20 protein-coding genes are annotated in these 16328 nt (G+C 53.2%); 12 read left to right on the top strand and 8 right to left on the bottom strand.

The genetic code is table 11. From position 1 onward, the window contains the following. Nucleotides 1-2 precede the first annotated feature (2 nt). Together fdhD and M493_RS02390 are read right to left on the bottom strand one after the other, a co-directional pair. Nucleotides 3-794 carry a formate dehydrogenase accessory sulfurtransferase FdhD gene (gene fdhD, locus M493_RS02395; RefSeq protein ID WP_020958686.1) on the bottom strand — a complete coding sequence of 264 codons (792 nt, stop codon included), beginning with the start codon at nt 792-794 and terminating at the stop codon, nt 3-5. Nucleotides 795-1058: 264 nt separating this feature from the next. Next, on the bottom strand, nt 1059-1406 hold the full coding sequence (locus tag M493_RS02390; protein WP_020958685.1) for a DUF2294 domain-containing protein: 348 nt from the start codon (nt 1404-1406) through the stop codon (nt 1059-1061). Between the two features lie 264 nt (nt 1407-1670). Here M493_RS02390 and fdhF point away from each other — a divergent pair, with 264 nt between their 5' ends. The 5 genes from fdhF to M493_RS17465 all read left to right on the top strand — a co-directional run bounded on the left by fdhF (nt 1671) and on the right by M493_RS17465 (nt 6859). Continuing rightward, nucleotides 1671-4634 (top strand): formate dehydrogenase subunit alpha, encoded by a 2964-nt coding sequence (fdhF, locus tag M493_RS02385; protein ID WP_020958684.1) that lies wholly within the window; start codon nt 1671-1673, stop codon nt 4632-4634. Further along, complete coding sequence (locus tag M493_RS02380) at nt 4627-5115, top strand: DUF1641 domain-containing protein (protein ID WP_020958683.1); 489 nt, start codon at nt 4627-4629, stop codon at nt 5113-5115. Before fdhF ends, M493_RS02380 begins: the two co-directional genes overlap by 8 nt. Before the next feature lie 246 nt (nt 5116-5361). After that, entirely contained in the window at nt 5362-6342 is a 981-nt protein-coding gene (locus tag M493_RS02375) for a metal-dependent hydrolase (RefSeq protein ID WP_023817471.1), read from the top strand. 116 nt (nt 6343-6458) lie between these two features. Beyond that, nucleotides 6459-6620 carry a small, acid-soluble spore protein K gene (locus tag M493_RS02370; RefSeq protein ID WP_020958681.1) on the top strand — a complete coding sequence of 54 codons (162 nt, stop codon included), beginning with the start codon at nt 6459-6461 and terminating at the stop codon, nt 6618-6620. Between the two features lie 77 nt (nt 6621-6697). Continuing rightward, entirely contained in the window at nt 6698-6859 is a 162-nt protein-coding gene (locus tag M493_RS17465; protein WP_020958680.1) for a YpzG family protein, read from the top strand. Nucleotides 6860-6940: 81 nt separating this feature from the next. On the opposite strand, the gene M493_RS02365 is transcribed toward M493_RS17465, so the two are convergent. Then, nucleotides 6941-7279, bottom strand: coding sequence for a YfhH family protein (locus M493_RS02365; RefSeq protein WP_020958679.1), 339 nt, complete (start codon nt 7277-7279; stop codon nt 6941-6943). Nucleotides 7280-7281: 2 nt separating this feature from the next. Then, nucleotides 7282-8109 (bottom strand): recombination regulator RecX, encoded by an 828-nt coding sequence (gene recX / locus M493_RS02360; RefSeq protein WP_020958678.1) that lies wholly within the window; start codon nt 8107-8109, stop codon nt 7282-7284. A gap of 110 nt (nt 8110-8219) precedes the next feature. On the opposite strand from recX, the gene M493_RS02355 reads away from it, so the two are divergent. From M493_RS02355 to M493_RS02345, 4 genes are all read left to right on the top strand, one after another. Then, nucleotides 8220-9137: a TIGR01777 family oxidoreductase gene (locus M493_RS02355; RefSeq protein WP_020958677.1), complete on the top strand. Its 918-nt coding sequence runs from the start codon at nt 8220-8222 to the stop codon at nt 9135-9137. Between the two features lie 245 nt (nt 9138-9382). Then, entirely contained in the window at nt 9383-9937 is a 555-nt protein-coding gene (locus tag M493_RS02350; protein WP_020958676.1) for a GNAT family N-acetyltransferase, read from the top strand. Between the two features lie 129 nt (nt 9938-10066). Continuing rightward, the gene (locus M493_RS17460) at nt 10067-10195 is read left to right on the top strand and encodes a YfhE family protein (RefSeq protein ID WP_020958675.1); all 129 of its coding nucleotides are present in this window, start codon (nt 10067-10069) and stop codon (nt 10193-10195) included. Between the two features lie 89 nt (nt 10196-10284). After that, nucleotides 10285-10470, top strand: coding sequence for a YfhD family protein (locus M493_RS02345; RefSeq protein ID WP_020958674.1), 186 nt, complete (start codon nt 10285-10287; stop codon nt 10468-10470). 53 nt (nt 10471-10523) lie between these two features. Here the strand turns inward: M493_RS02345 and M493_RS02340 are convergent, their stop codons facing one another. Then, a complete protein-coding gene (locus tag M493_RS02340) occupies nt 10524-11354 on the bottom strand; it encodes a glycosyltransferase family 8 protein (protein WP_020958673.1) in 831 nt (276 codons plus the stop codon). 92 nt (nt 11355-11446) lie between these two features. On the opposite strand from M493_RS02340, the gene M493_RS02335 reads away from it, so the two are divergent. The 3 genes from M493_RS02335 (at nt 11447) to M493_RS02325 (ending at nt 14507) form a co-directional block, all read left to right on the top strand. Then, nucleotides 11447-11686, top strand: a complete 240-nt coding sequence (locus M493_RS02335) for a penicillin-binding transpeptidase domain-containing protein (RefSeq protein WP_020958672.1) — start codon at nt 11447-11449, stop codon at nt 11684-11686. Nucleotides 11687-12005: 319 nt separating this feature from the next. Beyond that, nucleotides 12006-13187 carry a CaiB/BaiF CoA transferase family protein gene (locus M493_RS02330; protein WP_020958671.1) on the top strand — a complete coding sequence of 394 codons (1182 nt, stop codon included), beginning with the start codon at nt 12006-12008 and terminating at the stop codon, nt 13185-13187. 120 nt (nt 13188-13307) lie between these two features. Then, on the top strand, nt 13308-14507 hold the full coding sequence (locus tag M493_RS02325) for an acyl-CoA dehydrogenase family protein (RefSeq protein ID WP_020958670.1): 1200 nt from the start codon (nt 13308-13310) through the stop codon (nt 14505-14507). A gap of 91 nt (nt 14508-14598) precedes the next feature. On the opposite strand, the gene M493_RS02320 is transcribed toward M493_RS02325, so the two are convergent. The 3 genes from M493_RS02320 to M493_RS02310 form a co-directional block, all read right to left on the bottom strand. After that, nucleotides 14599-14916, bottom strand: coding sequence for a DUF3870 domain-containing protein (locus M493_RS02320; RefSeq protein WP_020958669.1), 318 nt, complete (start codon nt 14914-14916; stop codon nt 14599-14601). A gap of 111 nt (nt 14917-15027) precedes the next feature. After that, nucleotides 15028-15771, bottom strand: coding sequence for a hypothetical protein (locus M493_RS02315; protein ID WP_020958668.1), 744 nt, complete (start codon nt 15769-15771; stop codon nt 15028-15030). Next, complete coding sequence (locus tag M493_RS02310) at nt 15764-16306, bottom strand: RNA polymerase sigma factor (RefSeq protein ID WP_020958667.1); 543 nt, start codon at nt 16304-16306, stop codon at nt 15764-15766. Before M493_RS02310 ends, M493_RS02315 begins: the two co-directional genes overlap by 8 nt. Between the last annotated feature and the right edge of the window lie 22 nt (nt 16307-16328).

The raw sequence follows: 16328 nt of genomic DNA, 5'->3' as shown, positions 1-16328 counted from the left end.
CTTCATTCCACTACGATTCGATGTTCATGCGTATATACATTAAACTCCCGTCCGCGCAAAAAGCCGACAACGGTAATTCCAAGTTCGTCCGCCAAATCAAGCGCCAATGTCGTCGGTGCCGATTTCGACAACAGAATGCTTACGCCCATTTTTGCCACTTTCAAGAGCACTTCCGACGAAACGCGTCCGCTGAATACAATAAGCTTATCTTTCATCACCACCCGCTGGCGCAGGCAGTAACCGTACAATTTATCGAGCGCATTGTGGCGACCGATGTCAGAGCGGATGGCGACAATCCCATTAGGCGTGGCCAGTGCCGCATTATGAAGGCCGCCGGTTGCCGCAAAATCAAGCGACTGCTCGTGCAGCGCTTTCATTAAGCGCAGACAGTCATCCGCCTTGGCGGTAATGCCGCCAACAATCGTCTTAGCGGTTTTCGCGTCATTGTAAAAATAAAATTGCCGGCTTTTTCCACAGCATGAGCCGATGAATCGTTTCGCGTAAAACTGTTTCGCCGGCAGTCCGCCCGAGCTGAGTTCCACATACGCGAAACCCCGGTCTTCGTCGATCGTCATTCCTTTCATGTCATCGTTTACACGAATCACCCCTTCAGACGCCAAAAAACCGGTGACAAGTTCGTCGACATACTCCGGTGTGCAGACGATCGTCGCAAACTCCTCACCATTGACTACCACTGTCAGCGGAAACTCAAGCGCGATCTGATCTTCCTCCCCGGCCAGCTGCCCATTGCGGTATTTGACAATAGTCCTTCTTTTTGCCGCAACCCCGTCCAACCAATTCCCCTCCTCCCTAGTCCAAAATAAAACCGCCGCCTTTCGATCCAGAAGGCGAATCATCCTTCTGCCTGCGAAAAGCGGCGGTAGTTTGCGCCCAGCATTTCTGCAGCGAAACCAACGCACATCCGTTTCCGAAACCTGCCTGCCAAGCGGGCAAAACCGTTTAGCCGGCAAGGCTTCTCCTCTTTTCCATATCGCGAATCTATTGATAAGCATATCATGAACAGCGGCGAAAAACAATTGTTTTTGTTCACAAAATCGTCACAATTCAATCGGCTTTTCAAATACAAATACCGAAACGGCCATATCTTCCTCGATTTTAATGTCGCTGAACAAGTGAAGCAGCTTCGAACCGACAAGCTCTTCCATGCCATCCGGCACGTGCTGGGCGTACACGTCTTGAATCATTTTTGTTCTTGCCGCATGCACCATGTCCCGTCCTTCCGGCGTGCGGGCGATAAATTTCTCCGTCGGCGTCAAATTGCCGTGCAAAATGGAAATCGCCAAGTTATCGACAAAATACGTTTTAATCCGTTCCGGACCTTTGCCAAACAACTGTTTGCGCACCTTGCGCACAATATCGTTGAAAGCGGCTTCCTTTTTTGACATCCGCACCCCATCCTTTCGTCAGCGCTTGAAAAACTTCTTGCGAATCCATTGTGTTCTCCACCCGGCCATACTATAATAAATCATAGCAAATGTATACATAGTGGAAAAATAATAAGGCCGAACGTCGCCTTGTTATTTTTCTACGATTCTAGCAGATGCTGGGTTGGTTGTTTAGTACCGCCATGCTAAAGAACTACTCCACCACGATGAAGCATTCGTCTCGTCGCGGGTGGAGTTTTTTATTTTGACAAAGGGGGAACGATCATGGAAGCGCAAATGGTGACGATCACCATCAACGGGCGTGCCTACCTCGCCAAGCCCGGGATGACCATTTTAGAAGCCGTCAATGAACACGGCCTCTCACATCCGCAAGTTTGTTACACGCCGGAGCTTGGCGCCATTCAGACGTGCGACACGTGCATCGCTGAAGTTAACGGAACACTTCTTCGCGCCTGTGCGACGCCGGTTGAGGACGGCATGACCGTCGAACTCGGCTCGCCGCGGGCAAAAGCAGCGCAAAAAGAAGCGATGGACCGCCTGTTGGAAAACCATCTCTTGTACTGTACAGTGTGCGACAACAACAACGGCAACTGCAAGCTCCACAACACCGCGGAAATGATGCAAATTGAACATCAAACGTATCCGTACCGCCCGAAAGTCGACCCGTCCGAAGTCGACATGTCGCATCCGTTTTACCGCTATGACCCGAACCAATGCATCGCCTGCGGGCAATGCGTGGAAGCGTGCCAAAACTTGCAAGTGAATGAGACGCTGTCCATTGACTGGAGCGCCGAGCGGCCGCGCGTGGTGTGGGACGGCGGGGTGCCGATCAACGAGTCGTCATGCGTCAGCTGCGGACATTGCGTCACCGTCTGCCCGTGCAACGCGTTAATGGAAAAATCGATGCTCGGCGAAGCCGGGTTTATGACAGGGCTGGACAAGGACGTGCTCAACCCAATGATCGAGTTTGTCAAAGAGGTGGAGCCGAACTACACCGCCATTTTCGCCGTTTCCGAAATTGAAGCCGCCATGCGTGAACAGCGAATCAAAAAGACGAAAACGGTTTGCACGTTCTGCGGTGTCGGCTGTTCGTTTGAAGTCTGGACGAAAGGGCGGAAGATTTTAAAAATCCAGCCGGTTTCCGAAGCGCCGGTCAACGCCATTTCCACATGTGTCAAAGGAAAGTTCGGCTGGGATTTTGTCAATAGCGAGGAACGTCTGACCAAACCACTCATCCGCAAAGACGATGTGTTCGTCGAATCGACGTGGGACGAAGCGCTCGATCTCGTCGCCGAAAAACTGGGCGCGATCAAGCGGCAATACGGCGGCAACGCCATCGGGTTTATTTCGTCATCGAAAATTTCCAACGAAGAAAACTATTTAATGCAAAAACTGGCGCGCCAAGTGTTTGAAACGAACAACGTCGACAACTGTTCGCGCTATTGCCAATCGCCGGCAACCGACGGCTTGTTCCGCACGGTCGGCATGGGCGGCGACTCAGGCACGATTCATGACATCGCCTCGGCCGGCCTTGTCATCATCATCGGCGCGAACCCGGCGGAAGGGCACCCGGTCATCGCCACCCGCGTCAAACGGGCGCATAAACTGTTTGGCCAAAAACTTATTGTCGCCGATTTGCGCCGCAATGAAATGGCTGAGCGGGCTGATTTGTTCATCCGTCCGAAACAAGGCACCGACCAAGTATGGCTGATGGCCGTGACGAAATACATCATCGACCAAGGTTGGCATGATGAAGCGTTCATTCGCGAACGCGTCCATTTCTTTGATGAGTTTAAACAACTTTTGGAAAAATATACACTCGACTATGCCGAACAAGTGACCGGCATCACCAAAGCCGATCTCATCCGCATCGCCGAAATGATCCATGAAGCGGACGGCACATGCGTCCTTTGGGGCATGGGCGTGACACAAAACACGGGAGGCAGCGATACGTCAGCGGCGATTTCCAACTTGTTGTTGGCCACCGGCAACTACGGCCGTCCGGGGGCGGGCGCGTTCCCGTTGCGCGGCCATAACAACGTCCAAGGGGCGTGCGACATGGGATCACTCCCTTCCTGGCTGCCGGGCTACCAACATGTGACCGACGACGCGGCGCGGGCGAAATTTGAACAGGCGTACGACGTCCGCATCGATGCGAAACCGGGCCTTGACAACATTCAAATGCTTGAAGCGGCCGAGCGCGGCGAGCTGAAAGCGATGTACATCGTCGGCGAAGATATGGCGCTTGTCGACTGCAACGCCAACCACGTGCAAGAGACGTTGGCAAAGCTTGATTTTGTCGTCGTTCAAGACATTTTCCTGTCTAAAACGGCGCAGTTCGCTGATGTCATCTTGCCGGCGGCGCCAAACTTGGAAAAAGAGGGAACGTTCACCAACACGGAACGCCGCATTCAGCGGTTTTATCAAGCGCTCGAACCGCTCGGCGATTCAAAACCAGACTGGTGGATCATTCAAGAAATTGCCAAACGACTCGGCGCCGATTGGCATTACGCCGGTCCGAACGAAATTATGGATGAAATCGCCAGCCTCGCCCCACTGTACTCACAGGCGCACTACGACCGGCTCGAAGGCTGGAACAGCTTATGCTGGGGCAGCCATGACGGCGCTGATACGCCGCTGTTGTACAAAGAACGGTTCAATTTTCCGGACGGCAAAGCCCGCTTTGCGCTGGCTGATTGGGTCGAACCGGTGCAATATCCGGAGGAGTACGATTTGCTTGTGAACAACGGCCGGCTGCTTGAGCACTTCCATGAAGGAAACTTGACGTACAAATCAAAAGGTATTCAACATAAGTTCCCGGAAATTTTCGTTGAAGTGTCACCAGAGCTCGCCAAAGAGCGCGGCATTCACGACGGGGCGCTCGTCCGGCTCATCTCCCCGTACGGACGCGTCAAAATGCGCGTGCTTGTCACCGACCGGGTCAGAGGCAACGAACTGTTTTTGCCGATGCATTCGACGGCCAATGAGAGCGCCATTAACATTTTGACCGGGCCGCAAACCGACCATCGCACAAATACGCCAGCCTACAAACAAACACGCGTGCGCATGGAAGTGATCGAACGCTCGGGAGAAACGCCGTTGCCGCGCACGAATCCGCGCTTTAAACGGCGCCATCCGCAAAACGGCGTTGAAGTCGAACGGAAATGGCAGCGCCGCGATTACGTGCCGCTCACAGACGAGGAAAAAGGGGTGAAAGTCGGTGGCTAAACCGATTACCACGATTCAAAAGCGCCAGATGAGCGAAGAGGAAAAGCGGACGGAAGCGCTGGCAAAGCTAAAAGCCGCTGTCGGCGACAGTGAAGAGGCGGTCCGCGAACTATTGGATATTATCGAGCAGCTTCATGAAAGCGGCTTGCTTGAGGCAGCCAACGCTTTGTTAAAGTCGCGCGAAAATGTGGCCAAAATCGTAGTCGGCCAGCTCAATCAAAAACCGGTGACGACCATGATCAACCATGCATTCGCCTTGGCCGGCCTCGCCTCTTCGCTCGACCCGGAAAAAACGGCCAAATTGCTTGAGCATATCGCCGCCGGCGCCATGGAGGCGTACGAGCAGACAGCAGTCGAGACCAAAAAGGTTGGATTGTTCGATCTATTTAAAGCGCTCAATGATCCGGACACAAACCGCGCCATTCGCTTTTTTCTGTCCGCGCTTAAAGCGATCGGCCAACGGCTTGAAGCTGACAACTGACCCCTCTCGCCCAAAACCAACAGCGTCCTGTGCAAAAGCAGGGCGCTGTTTTGTTTGCCAAACACCATCCGCTGCTGCCCATATGTCGATAACGGATTTTAGTGATTCTGTCCCTCGCCGTCAGTCGCCATCATATGGTACAATGGCCATACCATTGTTTGCCTCGGCTGGGCAAGAGAGCGGTTATTGGCCCGGCCCCAGGCGGGATATACTAACAAACGACGCTGACAAAGGAGGCCCTTGACGTTGGATACAGGCACACACGTTTTAATGGGGGTGGCGCTCGGCAGCTTAGCATCGCTCGACCCCGCCATCGCCCACGATCCATTTTTATCCCACGCCGTGCTCATCGGCACGCTCGCCGGATCACAGGCACCCGATATCGATACGATTTTAAAGTTGCGCAATAACGCCAAATATATTCGCAACCATCGCGGCATCACCCACTCAATTCCTGCCGTTGTCATTTGGCCGCTGTTGATCGTCGGCATCATGGCCGCCGTCTATCCGGAAACGGACTGGCTCCGCGTTTGGCTTTGGACGTTTGTGGCTGTTGCCTTTCACGTGTTTGTCGATATTTTTAACGCCTACGGGACGCAAGCGTTGCGCCCGTTTACAAAAAAATGGATTGCCCTTGGCGTCATTCATACGTTTGATCCGGTCATTTTTGTGCTTCATTTGCTCGGCGTCGGCGCCCTGTTTCTCGGCGTCCACCCCGGTTATGCGTTCCTCGCCGTTTATGCGCTCGTGGCCGCGTATTACGTGTTCCGCTTCCGCGAGCAAGCCAACATTAAACAGCTCGTGCACGCCTCTATACACGGGGTGACGGACATCATTACTGTGCCGACATGGCGACCCCGCGAATGGCATTTAGCGATTTCGACAGACAGTGAATTTTACGTCGCCCGTGTAAAGCGCGGCCGACTCGTCATCCTCGACCGCTTCCAAAAGCGGCCGCTTCCCGACCACCCGGTGATCAACGCCGCCAAGCGCGACGAAAACGTCGCTGCTTTTTTATCCTTTTCCCCGGTGTACCGTTGGGAAATGAACGAGTATGATGATTATTATGAAGTGCGTTTTACCGATTTACGCTATCGAAGCAAAGGATACTACCCGTTTGTGGCCGTCGTCCAGCTAGACCGCGACCTCAATATGGTCAGCTCATACACCGGTTGGATTTTCAGCGAAGGAAGGCTGCGGAAAAAGCTCGAGGTGGCGCCAAACTGACAGCGCAGCTTGTTTTGGTCCCAACAATTTGCACACATAAGCACCGTCTGTCGTTCCATAATAAGAATACGTGTTGGCCATCCAACACGAGCACGCCTCAAAAGGGGGAATGGGCCGTGCGGAATAAAGAGCGCAACTTCCCGAACCAAAACAACAACAAGTTCGAAGGCGAACCGCGCGCCAAAGCCGAGTATGCGTCAAAGCGGGCCGACGGCACGACCAACACCCACCCGCAAGAACGAATGCGCGCCTCGGGTGAACGAAGCGATTTCTTTTAATAATGATCAAAACCGGGGGAGCATGGCACCATCCGTCTGCTCCCCCCGACACATTCCGCAGCGAGGTGAACGGTCTCATGGGTCACCATCGGCGCAAGGCGTTTTATGACAACTTTTACTCAAATCCGTTCCAACAACCATGGGCCAACCCGAAGCATGCCCACTCACAAGTAAACGGCGAAACACAGCAAACGCTCGATCTCATCATTTTAGAGCGGCAAACACGCAAACAGTCGTAGCGAACAAACTTAGGGGGTTGTTCCCCCCTAAGTTTTTCCTTTCAGCTCGCTTTCCGTCCGGCTGTAAATTGAGCCCGCCCGTCATGATGAAGGCAAATTCGGTTTGCGAAGCAGCGAAATCGGCAGCGCTTCTTCCTCCCCGTTTCCTTTCAGCCGCCAGCCCCAGGCAAACACTCCTTTTAAATAGCGCACCTTAAAATACTCCCCCGGTGCCCCCTCGATTTCGTATATCTCGCCGGGCTGAAAATCAGCTGGATTCATCATATACGCTCTTGCCATAGCCATTTTCCGCTCGTAGACAGCGTATTCGTTCACCATGCCCATCTGCTCCGCCTTGCGCGCTTTCTCGGCCAACATGGCGATTTCCCGCTGCAACTCCTCCGCCGTCATCTCGCTATACCGTTTTTGGTCCTCTCTCATGATCACGATCCCCCTTTTTGGTTTTCACCGCTGCCTTGCCCGCGCAGCCATTCGTCGATCAAGTCGAGTGAAAATCCTTTTCGATAAAGGGCTTGGCGCATTTTTTGCTCATACAGCGGGCGCGGATGGTGCGCATAACGGCGGTGCGCCTTTTCCGCCTGAACGTTCAACGCTTCCCACTCTTCTTGTTCAGTGGCGCCCGTATCATCCGCCAATACAGCAGCAATGACGCCGTTTGGAAATCCTTTTCGAAAAAGCTGTTGTCTCACCCGTTCTTGAAACGCGCGGAATGACTCAGGCCGCCGTTGTTTTTTTGCTTTTTCGTAAAGCGAGCGGGCTATCGCCGCTTGTTCGTTAAACGGATAAGCGGCTAAACTTTGTTCAATCGCACGGGCGGGCACGCCGAGCCGCTCGAGTTCCGCGCGAATGAGGCGCGGCCCTTTTGCCGCCGTCTTTTTTTGCGTGCGCACATAGGCGGCCGCAAACGCCTCGTCATCGACATACCGCTCAGCGCGGAGTTTCTTGAGCACGTCTTCAATGACCGGATCAACGGCGCCTTTTTTCCGCAAATGGACCACAATTTCATGCTCTGAGCGCATCCGATGGGCCAAGAAGTAAAGCGCCTGTTGGTACGCTTTTTTGACTTGGTCGGCATAGACGATATCGCGAAAAAGCGCATCGTCGATCGTCATCCCCTTTTTTAGGCGGAACTGCAGCACAACATCTTGATCGACTGCCAGCCTTAGCGGCGATTCAGAGCCGCGGTCGATGACAAGCCAAAACCGCTCGGCATTTTCGTTCGTTGCCCTCACTTCGACAATCGTTCCCATCGTTCGCCCTCCCCACCTTTATCGTATCATAAAGAAGGAACTTCCGGCATCGATGGCGAAAGGAGAAAAAAACGCTGTTCGCGCCATAAAATAATAAGGAGGGAACAACGATGCGCATCGCCATCAATGGCGGAACCGGGCTGATCGGCCAGGCGCTCGCCCGCCATTTTTCCAGTCAAGGACATGACATTTACATTTTCACCCGCTCTCCGAAATCTTCAGAAGACCGCATTCACTACCTTTCCTTCGACGATAACCGGAAGCCGGCCGCCATCGACGTGGCCGTGAATTTGGCTGGGGAGCCGCTCAACCGGAAGCGATGGACGGCAAAGCAAAAAGAGGTGATTGTTCACAGCCGCCTGCAGGCAATGGAGGCAATGGTGAACTACATTCGCTCGCTGTCCGAACGGCCGATCTTATTCATCAACGCCAGCGCCGTCGGCATTTACGGCACCTCAGACTCCACGACATTTACGGAACAAACAACCGATTACGGCAGCGATTTTCTCGCCAAAACCGTTCAGGCGTGGGAAGCAGCAGCGAGCCCCATCGAACAGCTCGGCGTCCGCACCGTCTATGCCCGCTTAGGCGTTGTGTTCGCTCCAAACGGCGGCGCTTTGCCGATGATGATTATGCCGTATCGTTTGTTCGCAGGCGGCCCAATCGGCAACGGCCGGCAATGGCTATCATGGATTCATCTTGAAGACGTCGTGCGCGCGGTCGCATTCCTCATCGAGCGCGAGGAATTGTCCGGCCCGATCAATTTCACCGCTCCCCATCCTGTGCAAATGGACGAGTTCGGCCGCACGGTCTCCCGCCTGCTTCGCCGTCCGCATTGGCTTCCGGTTCCCGCTTGGGCACTTCGCCTTCTTCTTGGTGAAATGAGCATGCTCGTTACCGAAGGGCAGCGCGTCATTCCGGAAAAGCTGCTGCAAGCCGGTTTTCGCTTTTCGTTCCCAACGTTGGAAGATAGTCTTACCGATTTGCTTTTGGCAGACGTCCGACAAAAAATATCCAAAAAAAATTAACAAAAAAGCAATTCCCTTTTTAAATTGAATCGTGTATGATAAAGAAGACTTCAAGGCAGTTGTTGTTCATAACCGCATACAGACAGGAGTAAGGGGAAGGCAAATGGTGCGCCACCAGCGCTCGCGCTGGTTCTAGTGGGTTCGATTCCCACCCCGAAATTTTTTTAATGAAGTTTTAATAAAAAAATTTCGAGGGTGGTTTCCCGCTAGGAGGCTGCCCTCGGTATCCAAAGGAGGGATTGGCCATGCTAAAAAAACGCGAGCTGCAGGATTGCCATGCGCTGTACGAGCTGATGATGCACCCGGACGTCTTCCCTTTTGTGCGCCAAAAAGCGGGCTCGTACGAAGAGTTTTTGTTCATGACGAAACAGCTCATCGAGGCGGAAGAACGAGGCGAACTCATTTCGCGCACGATTTTGGACGAATGGGGAAACCCGATCGGCACGATCAGCCTCTTTGATATCGAAGATGGCGCCGGCTTTTTGGGAACATGGCTCGGCAAGCCGTATCACGGGCTCGGTTACAATCGCCGCGCGAAAGAAGCGTTTTTCCACGAACTGTTTTACGAACTTTCGATCGAAACGGTGTTTTTGCGCATCCGTAAAGTCAATGTCCGCTCGATTAAGGCGGCGGAAAAACTGCCATATGTGACACCGGCTAATGAAACGCGGCGGGCGTTGCTCGAGCAAATCGGTGCGGATGTGTACAACTTGTATGAAATTACGAAAGACAACTACACCCTTTATACGATGCGCCATCCCTCCTTCACGCTGGAAGAGGAACAACGAAAAGAAGCGTAAGCGCGGGGGGCCGCATAACCACCCAAAAAGAGGCTGTCCGTCCGGACATCCTCTTTTTATGCATAAAAATGGCCGATGACGTCCAAAATGGAACTGAAAAAATATTGATGCAAAGCGAGGGAACGAGCGATGGCGGAAAAACGGAAGCGCGAAAAAGTGAAACATACGTTGACAAGCGCCCAAGAAGTGAGTTATGCCCGCGATTTTAAAATGGCGGACCAGGCGGGCGGCTATACGCCGAAAAAGGCGCGCCATTAGAAACGATTACTATTTATACACCGGTATCATTCATGCCATCCTAATGAATGAATCGTACGATTCACACATTTCTATAGGGGGCATGGACGATGGGCCGATCTCGCGGACAACGGGCACGCGACAAAAACAAGGCGACTTTGCCGCAGGTTCCGAAACAGTTGAAATCTGACGGCATTGACGTCGAGTATTCGGCGGAATTTGCCGACCATGAAGATCTCGAGGCGCAAGCGCGCGCTGCGGCGGCTGGCATCCGCCGGCAAGAACGCAAACGGTAACGGAAAGAGGTGTCCTTTCGTTGGGACACCTCTTTCCTTCGCAGACTGCACCGTTATGTCGTCGCCTCCTCCTCGAGTTCGAGCACTTGGCTGTATCGCCTGTAAAACAGGCCGAGCTCTCCTTTGTAATTGTCTTTCCACGGTTTTTCTTTTCCGCAATAATGAATAAAGACGGTGTTTTCTTCGATCCAAGCCAAATTATGTTTCGGATTGGGCAACAGCTGCAAAAAATCGTAATAACGGGCATCATAATTGTAGCGGTACCCGTCGACCGGCTTGATTTTGTCCCAATACAGTCCGTTGAGCACATCTTGGTCAGGAAGGACAAGCTTAAACCGATTGTCGCGGATAAACTGGTAAATATCAGCAAGCCGGACGTGTTCACGCATCGCCGCGATGTTCATCATCATGACGCCCGTGTTGAAATAGCCTTTCGCATTCGGCGTCTTCAAGCGAAGTTTGTTGAACAAGTTGGCCACTTTGGTCGAATGCGTATGCTCAGCAGCGATAAACCAGTTCCCCTCAAAGTCCATCTCATACAGTTCATCGATCGGATTGATGGCAACGATGTCCGGATCCAAGTACAGCACCCGATCAACATCGGGCGGAAGAAACAAATGCGCCGCCAGCCGGTAATACATTTCAGCTGTATAATGGCGGAACACCGGGGCGTCATGAAACAGCTGCGGGTCAACGTAAATCGGCGCGAACTCATGCCCTTGCCGGCGGACAAAATCGCCAAGCGCTTTGATCTCCTCTCCACCAATACGCGAATATAACAAATAAAATATGAACGGACGGCGATTATGGCAAAACAAGGAATGCATCAACACTTTCAGCGGCGGAAGATAATTGGCGTCTGTCGTCACTAAAATATGAAACATACCCCATCACTTCCTTATCTCATCGATTCCCCTTTCTTTACAATTATATCTGAACAAAGGCAAATGTTGCCCCCTTTTGACTTTGGACGGCAATGTTTTCCCATCATCCTTTTCGTTGGATTATATTTCCTGTTCATGTTGCCCGCAAAACCGGAACTGCCGAGCTGAAGCAGGAAAAAGGAACACAAGGAAAGGAAAATGGCTTGTTCGTTGCCTACCCGGCCGACCGCCGTGATCTGTTGCTTGCCCTGTTGATCGAAGGGGTGGAAAACGACGGCGGCAGCCGCTACGCCGTCAACACAGCGAAGCGTATCTTTACTTCCTTCCGCTAGCCGATTAAGGCTGGCGGATGTTTTTTATATCAGTTAGACTATTTACAATTATCAAACAATAATTTATAATAAATGTATCGAGTCGTCTCCTGCCCGCTTCACCGCCCGGCAGATCAGACGGCCGGCATCACTGTTCGTTGACCTCGCTGCCCGTCACGGCAGCGTTCATCGCTATGTTTGCCTTCCATAATATTCAAAAGAACTGTGCGGTCTGGCGGCATGTCCTTGCCGGCATGCTCCCTCAGTCCGCTCAAGCCGGTTCCTGTCTTTACTTTGCCTAGGAACCGGCTTTTTGCATGTCAGGAAAGGAGGGAAACGAATGGCGGGAGCACTTGATGGCGTGCGTGTCCTCGATTTGTCGCGCGTATTGGCGGGCCCGTATGCGACGATGATATTAGGCGATTTAGGGGCCGATGTCATCAAAATCGAAGCGCCGGGCGGGTCGGATGACACCCGGTTTTGGGGGCCTCCGTTCCAAAATGGGATGAGCGCCTACTACACGGCGGTCAACCGCAACAAGCGGAGTATAACCCTCGATTTCAAAACCGAGCAAGGGCGGGAAACCGTTCGCCGCCTGGCGGAGACAGCCGATGTCGTCATCCACAATTTTAAAACCGGGACGATGGACAAATGGGGACTCGACTATGAATCGCTATCCCGCCTCAACCCGCGCCTCATCTACTGCTCGATCACCGGGTTCGGGGAAACCGGCCCGCTCGCCTCGCTTGCCGGCTACGACTATATCATTCAAGCGATGAGCGGCTGGATGAGCATCAACGGCACCGCGGACACCGGCCCGCTCAAAGTGGGGGTGGCCGTCACGGACGTGTTCACCGGGCTGTATGCCGCCATCGCCATTGAAGCGGCGCTTTTGGCCCGTGAAAAAACAGGACACGGACAAAAAATTGATTTGTCACTCTTTGATTGTGCTGTAGGTACGCTTGTCAATGTCGCGGCGAACTACTTAATGTCAGGTGACATTCCGCGGCCGCTAGGCAATGAACATCCGAACATCGTCCCGTACTCGACGTATGAAGCAAGCGACGGACCGATCGTCATCGCCGTCGGCAATGACCGGCAATTTCAAGCGCTTTGCTCGCTGTTGTCCGACCGCTCGATCGGAACGGATCCGCGCTTTCAGACCAACCCCGGCCGCGTCGCCCATCGGGACGAACTCAACCGACGGCTGAATGAAGAGATCAAGCGACGAACACGCGCCGAATGGCAGCGCCTTCTCGCTGAAAAAGGGATTCCGTGCGGCCCGGTGCAGACAATGGATGAACTGTTTCGCCATCCGCAAACCGCCGCGCGCCAGATGACGGTCACGATGCACCACCCAACCGTCGGCCCGCTGAAACTCGTCGCCAGCCCGCTCAAGCTGTCTGGGACACCGGTCTCCTATCGGCTGCCGCCCCCGCTCGCCGGCGAGCATAACGGCGAAGCCGAAGCCGGGTGGCGAAACGGGCAAGCAGCCGACAACAATGGTAACGAGTCGCCATGACCAAGGAGGAGACACGACCTCTTACAACGGCCGGCGGAACACCCGTGAACGCCGGCATATCGAAACGGTTGATGCAATTATGTTTAAATAACAAATGGATGCATAGGGGGATGGAAAACGATGATGAACTTCGACTTTACACCAGAGCAGGAAATGCTGCGGCAAACGGTGCGCAAGTTTGTTGACAAAGAAATTATACCGCACATGAAAGAATGGGATGAGCGCGGCGAATTTGACCACAATATTTTTCAACGGCTCGCCGAACTCAATCTAATGGGCGTCTGCATTCCGGAGCAGTACGGCGGCATGGGCATGGACTACAACTCGCTCGCCATCGTCTGCGAAGAGCTCGAGCGCGGCGATACGGCGTTTCGCACCGCCGTGTCGGTTCACACCGGGCTCAATAGCCTCACTCTTTTGCAATGGGGGACTGAGGAACAAAAACAAAAATACCTCGTCCCGCAAGCGCGCGGGGAAAAAATCGGCGCCTTTGGCCTCACTGAACCAAACGCCGGCTCGGACGTCGCTTCGATCCAAACGACCGCTGTCCGCGACGGGGACGACTATATTTTAAACGGGCAAAAAACATGGATCTCTCTTGCCGACATCGCCGACCATTTCCTCGTGTTCGCCTATACGGACAAAGCGAAAAAACATCGCGGCATTTCCGCCTTTATCGTCGAACGAACCATGCCCGGCTTTTCATCGCGCCCGATCAAAGGGAAGCTTGGCATTCGTTCCGGAAACACCGGTGAGCTGTTTTTCGACAACGTCCGCGTCCCGAAAGAAAACTTGCTTGGGGAAGAAGGCGAAGGATTCAAAATTGCCATGTCCGCGCTTGACAACGGCCGTTTCACGGTTGCCGCCGGCGCCGTCGGCCTTATTATGGCGTGCCTGGAAGCCAGCGTCAAATACTGCCATGAGCGAAAAACGTTCGGCAAAGAAATCGGCCGCCATCAGCTCGTTCAGCAAATGATCGCCCGCATGGAAGCCGGCCTGCAAATCAGCCGCCTGCTCGTGTACAAAGTTGGGTTTCTAAAAAACGAAGGCCGCCGCTGCACGAGAGAAACATCGCTCGCCAAATGGATCGCCTGCGACTATGCCAACAAAGCAGCCGACGATGCGGTCCAAGTTCACGGCGCCTACGGCTATTCGAATGAATACCCGGTCGAGCGCTATTTGCGCAACTCGAAAGCGCCGGTCATTTACGAAGGCACGCGGGAAATCCATACGATCATGCAGGCGGAATACGTGCTTGGCTACCGTGAAGACAAACCGCTGCGCAAAACATTGCCGGCATGGCGGCCAGACGAGGACTAAAAGGACTAAACCATCGTCGAAATAGCGGAGACCCCATCGCGGTCACGCGCAAAAACGCGGCTGTCCCCATCCGCTGATGGGGAACGGCCGCTTATTCGTCTTTCTCATCCATTTTGCAATATTGTTTGTATAAATCTTTCAGCGCCGCGCATAAGGCGGAATGCGCTTTGCCCAAATACCCTTCGTCAAGTTCCACCAACAGCTCGTCAATGCCGTCGCGCAGCGAATGGCCGCGCAGCAGCCGGGCGATGTAATCACGCCCGTGTTCAGTGGCGAGCGTGCACGAGGCCTCCACGATCACCCCGTATTTTTTATCAATCTCTGCCGTGATCGTTAGCGTATCGTAAAGGCTTTTGGCCGCCATTCCAGCCGGAAGCCGTGCATGGCCGGCGATAAACTGCGTTTTCATCCGCTTTCCCTCTTTTCTTTCACCGAATATTTCCGGACGTTCATTATTTTATTTCGTTGTCGTCTGCGGTTTTCCCTTCCTTTTGTTTTGACGGCCGGCACAAGACGAAGTTTATTCCGCTTCCTGCTTATCCACAATGTGAAATTGCCTTACCATATAGTCAAACCGAGCGCCGTGCCCTTCGCTTGCTTCAAGAAAATACCGTTGCTCAATAATAAACGCACCGCCTTTGCCGTTCGGAACAACATAATATTTGACAACTTCGTCATTCCACTTATACCCGGCTTCCCCGTGAATGACATAGCCAGTCACCGGCTCTTTCACCTTCCCAGTTTGAATGATGACCGGGTATTTCTCCTTCACTTCCTGTTCCAACTCAGCGGCAACCGTTTCCGGAGATCGATCCGTCACTTGACGAATTTCCATATATACCGGCGGGATGTCGCTTCCTCCTTGATGAAGCGGCACAATGCGATCGTGCCCGTTTCTTGTTTCCATTCGGTACATGCTTTCATCGACGTAAATAACATAGCCGGCTTTCCCCTCGTTCAACGTTACTTCCTTTTGTTCTTTTTGCCCTTCAATTTCCTCTGTGATCACTTTTTTCGGGGCAAACCATTGCTTAACTTGATCGATCGCAGCCTGACCAGGGGCAGTGAACAAAAACGCCAGCGCGACCGCTGCCGCCGCTGAAACCGCCATCCACCCCCTCTTTCCCGTACGGCGGCGTTTCCGTCGCTGTTTCACCATACGAGAGCGAATGTGCACCCATACATCTTCTTTCTGTTCGGCTGCCTCATCCGTTCCGTAGAGCAGCGCTGTTTGTATCATTTCGTCCCATTTCCGCTCATCCATTTCCCGCACCTCTCTCCTCTCTCATTTTCATCCATTTCATTAACTGACCCCGCGCCTTAAACAGCCTTGACTTGACTGTATTCACATTCAAATCCAGAATGTCGGCAATCTCCTCATCGGTAAACCCTTGCAAATATTTCAGCACAATCGCTATACGCTGCTCCTCTTTAAGACGTCCAATCGCGCGGTACAGCTCTTCATACTGCTCAAATGCGTAATGCTCTTCGTACGCTAGGCGGCGGCTATTTCCTATGTCTTCGCTCATCATGGCCATGGTCCGCTGCTTTTTCATCACTCGTCGACATTCATTGATTAAAATGCGGTAAAACCATGGTCGAAACGGTCTGAACGAATCAAACCGTCCAATATGATCATAAACGCGAATAAACGCCTCTTGTACAGCGTCTGCCGCATTGGCGGTGTTTCCAGTCACCGCCGCCGCCACGCGCAACGCATATTCAGCGTAAAGCGCATATAGCTCGGCGAACGCCGTTTCATCGCCGCGCTGGACCCGTTCGATCAGCTCCTTCTCCATTTTCCCACTCCCTAAAAGCTGT

The sequence above is a fragment of the Geobacillus genomosp. 3 genome, from assembly GCF_000445995.2.
Lineage (GTDB): Bacteria > Bacillota > Bacilli > Bacillales > Anoxybacillaceae > Geobacillus.
This window is presented reverse-complemented; position numbering and strand designations above follow the sequence as displayed.

Bases quoted from the DNA above. Each gene is read 5' to 3' on its own strand.
- M493_RS02355 (WP_020958677.1), top strand. From the start codon at position 8,220: ATGCGCATCGCCATCAATGGCGGAACCGGGCTGATCGGCCAGGCGCTC.
- M493_RS02365 (WP_020958679.1), bottom strand. From the start codon at position 7,279: ATGAGAGAGGACCAAAAACGGTATAGCGAGATGACGGCGGAGGAGTTG.
- M493_RS02340 (WP_020958673.1), bottom strand. From the start codon at position 11,354: ATGTTTCATATTTTAGTGACGACAGACGCCAATTATCTTCCGCCGCTG.
- fdhF (WP_020958684.1), top strand. From the start codon at position 1,671: ATGGAAGCGCAAATGGTGACGATCACCATCAACGGGCGTGCCTACCTC.
- M493_RS02330 (WP_020958671.1), top strand. From the start codon at position 12,006: ATGGCGGGAGCACTTGATGGCGTGCGTGTCCTCGATTTGTCGCGCGTA.
- M493_RS02345 (WP_020958674.1), top strand. From the start codon at position 10,285: ATGGGCCGATCTCGCGGACAACGGGCACGCGACAAAAACAAGGCGACT.
- M493_RS02310 (WP_020958667.1), bottom strand. From the start codon at position 16,306: ATGGAGAAGGAGCTGATCGAACGGGTCCAGCGCGGCGATGAAACGGCG.
- M493_RS17465 (WP_020958680.1), top strand. From the start codon at position 6,698: ATGGGTCACCATCGGCGCAAGGCGTTTTATGACAACTTTTACTCAAAT.
- M493_RS02350 (WP_020958676.1), top strand. From the start codon at position 9,383: ATGCTAAAAAAACGCGAGCTGCAGGATTGCCATGCGCTGTACGAGCTG.
- M493_RS02335 (WP_020958672.1), top strand. From the start codon at position 11,447: ATGTTTTCCCATCATCCTTTTCGTTGGATTATATTTCCTGTTCATGTT.
- M493_RS02325 (WP_020958670.1), top strand. From the start codon at position 13,308: ATGATGAACTTCGACTTTACACCAGAGCAGGAAATGCTGCGGCAAACG.
- M493_RS02320 (WP_020958669.1), bottom strand. From the start codon at position 14,916: ATGAAAACGCAGTTTATCGCCGGCCATGCACGGCTTCCGGCTGGAATG.
- M493_RS02390 (WP_020958685.1), bottom strand. From the start codon at position 1,406: ATGTCAAAAAAGGAAGCCGCTTTCAACGATATTGTGCGCAAGGTGCGC.
- recX (WP_020958678.1), bottom strand. From the start codon at position 8,109: ATGGGAACGATTGTCGAAGTGAGGGCAACGAACGAAAATGCCGAGCGG.
- M493_RS17460 (WP_020958675.1), top strand. From the start codon at position 10,067: ATGGCGGAAAAACGGAAGCGCGAAAAAGTGAAACATACGTTGACAAGC.
- M493_RS02315 (WP_020958668.1), bottom strand. From the start codon at position 15,771: ATGGATGAGCGGAAATGGGACGAAATGATACAAACAGCGCTGCTCTAC.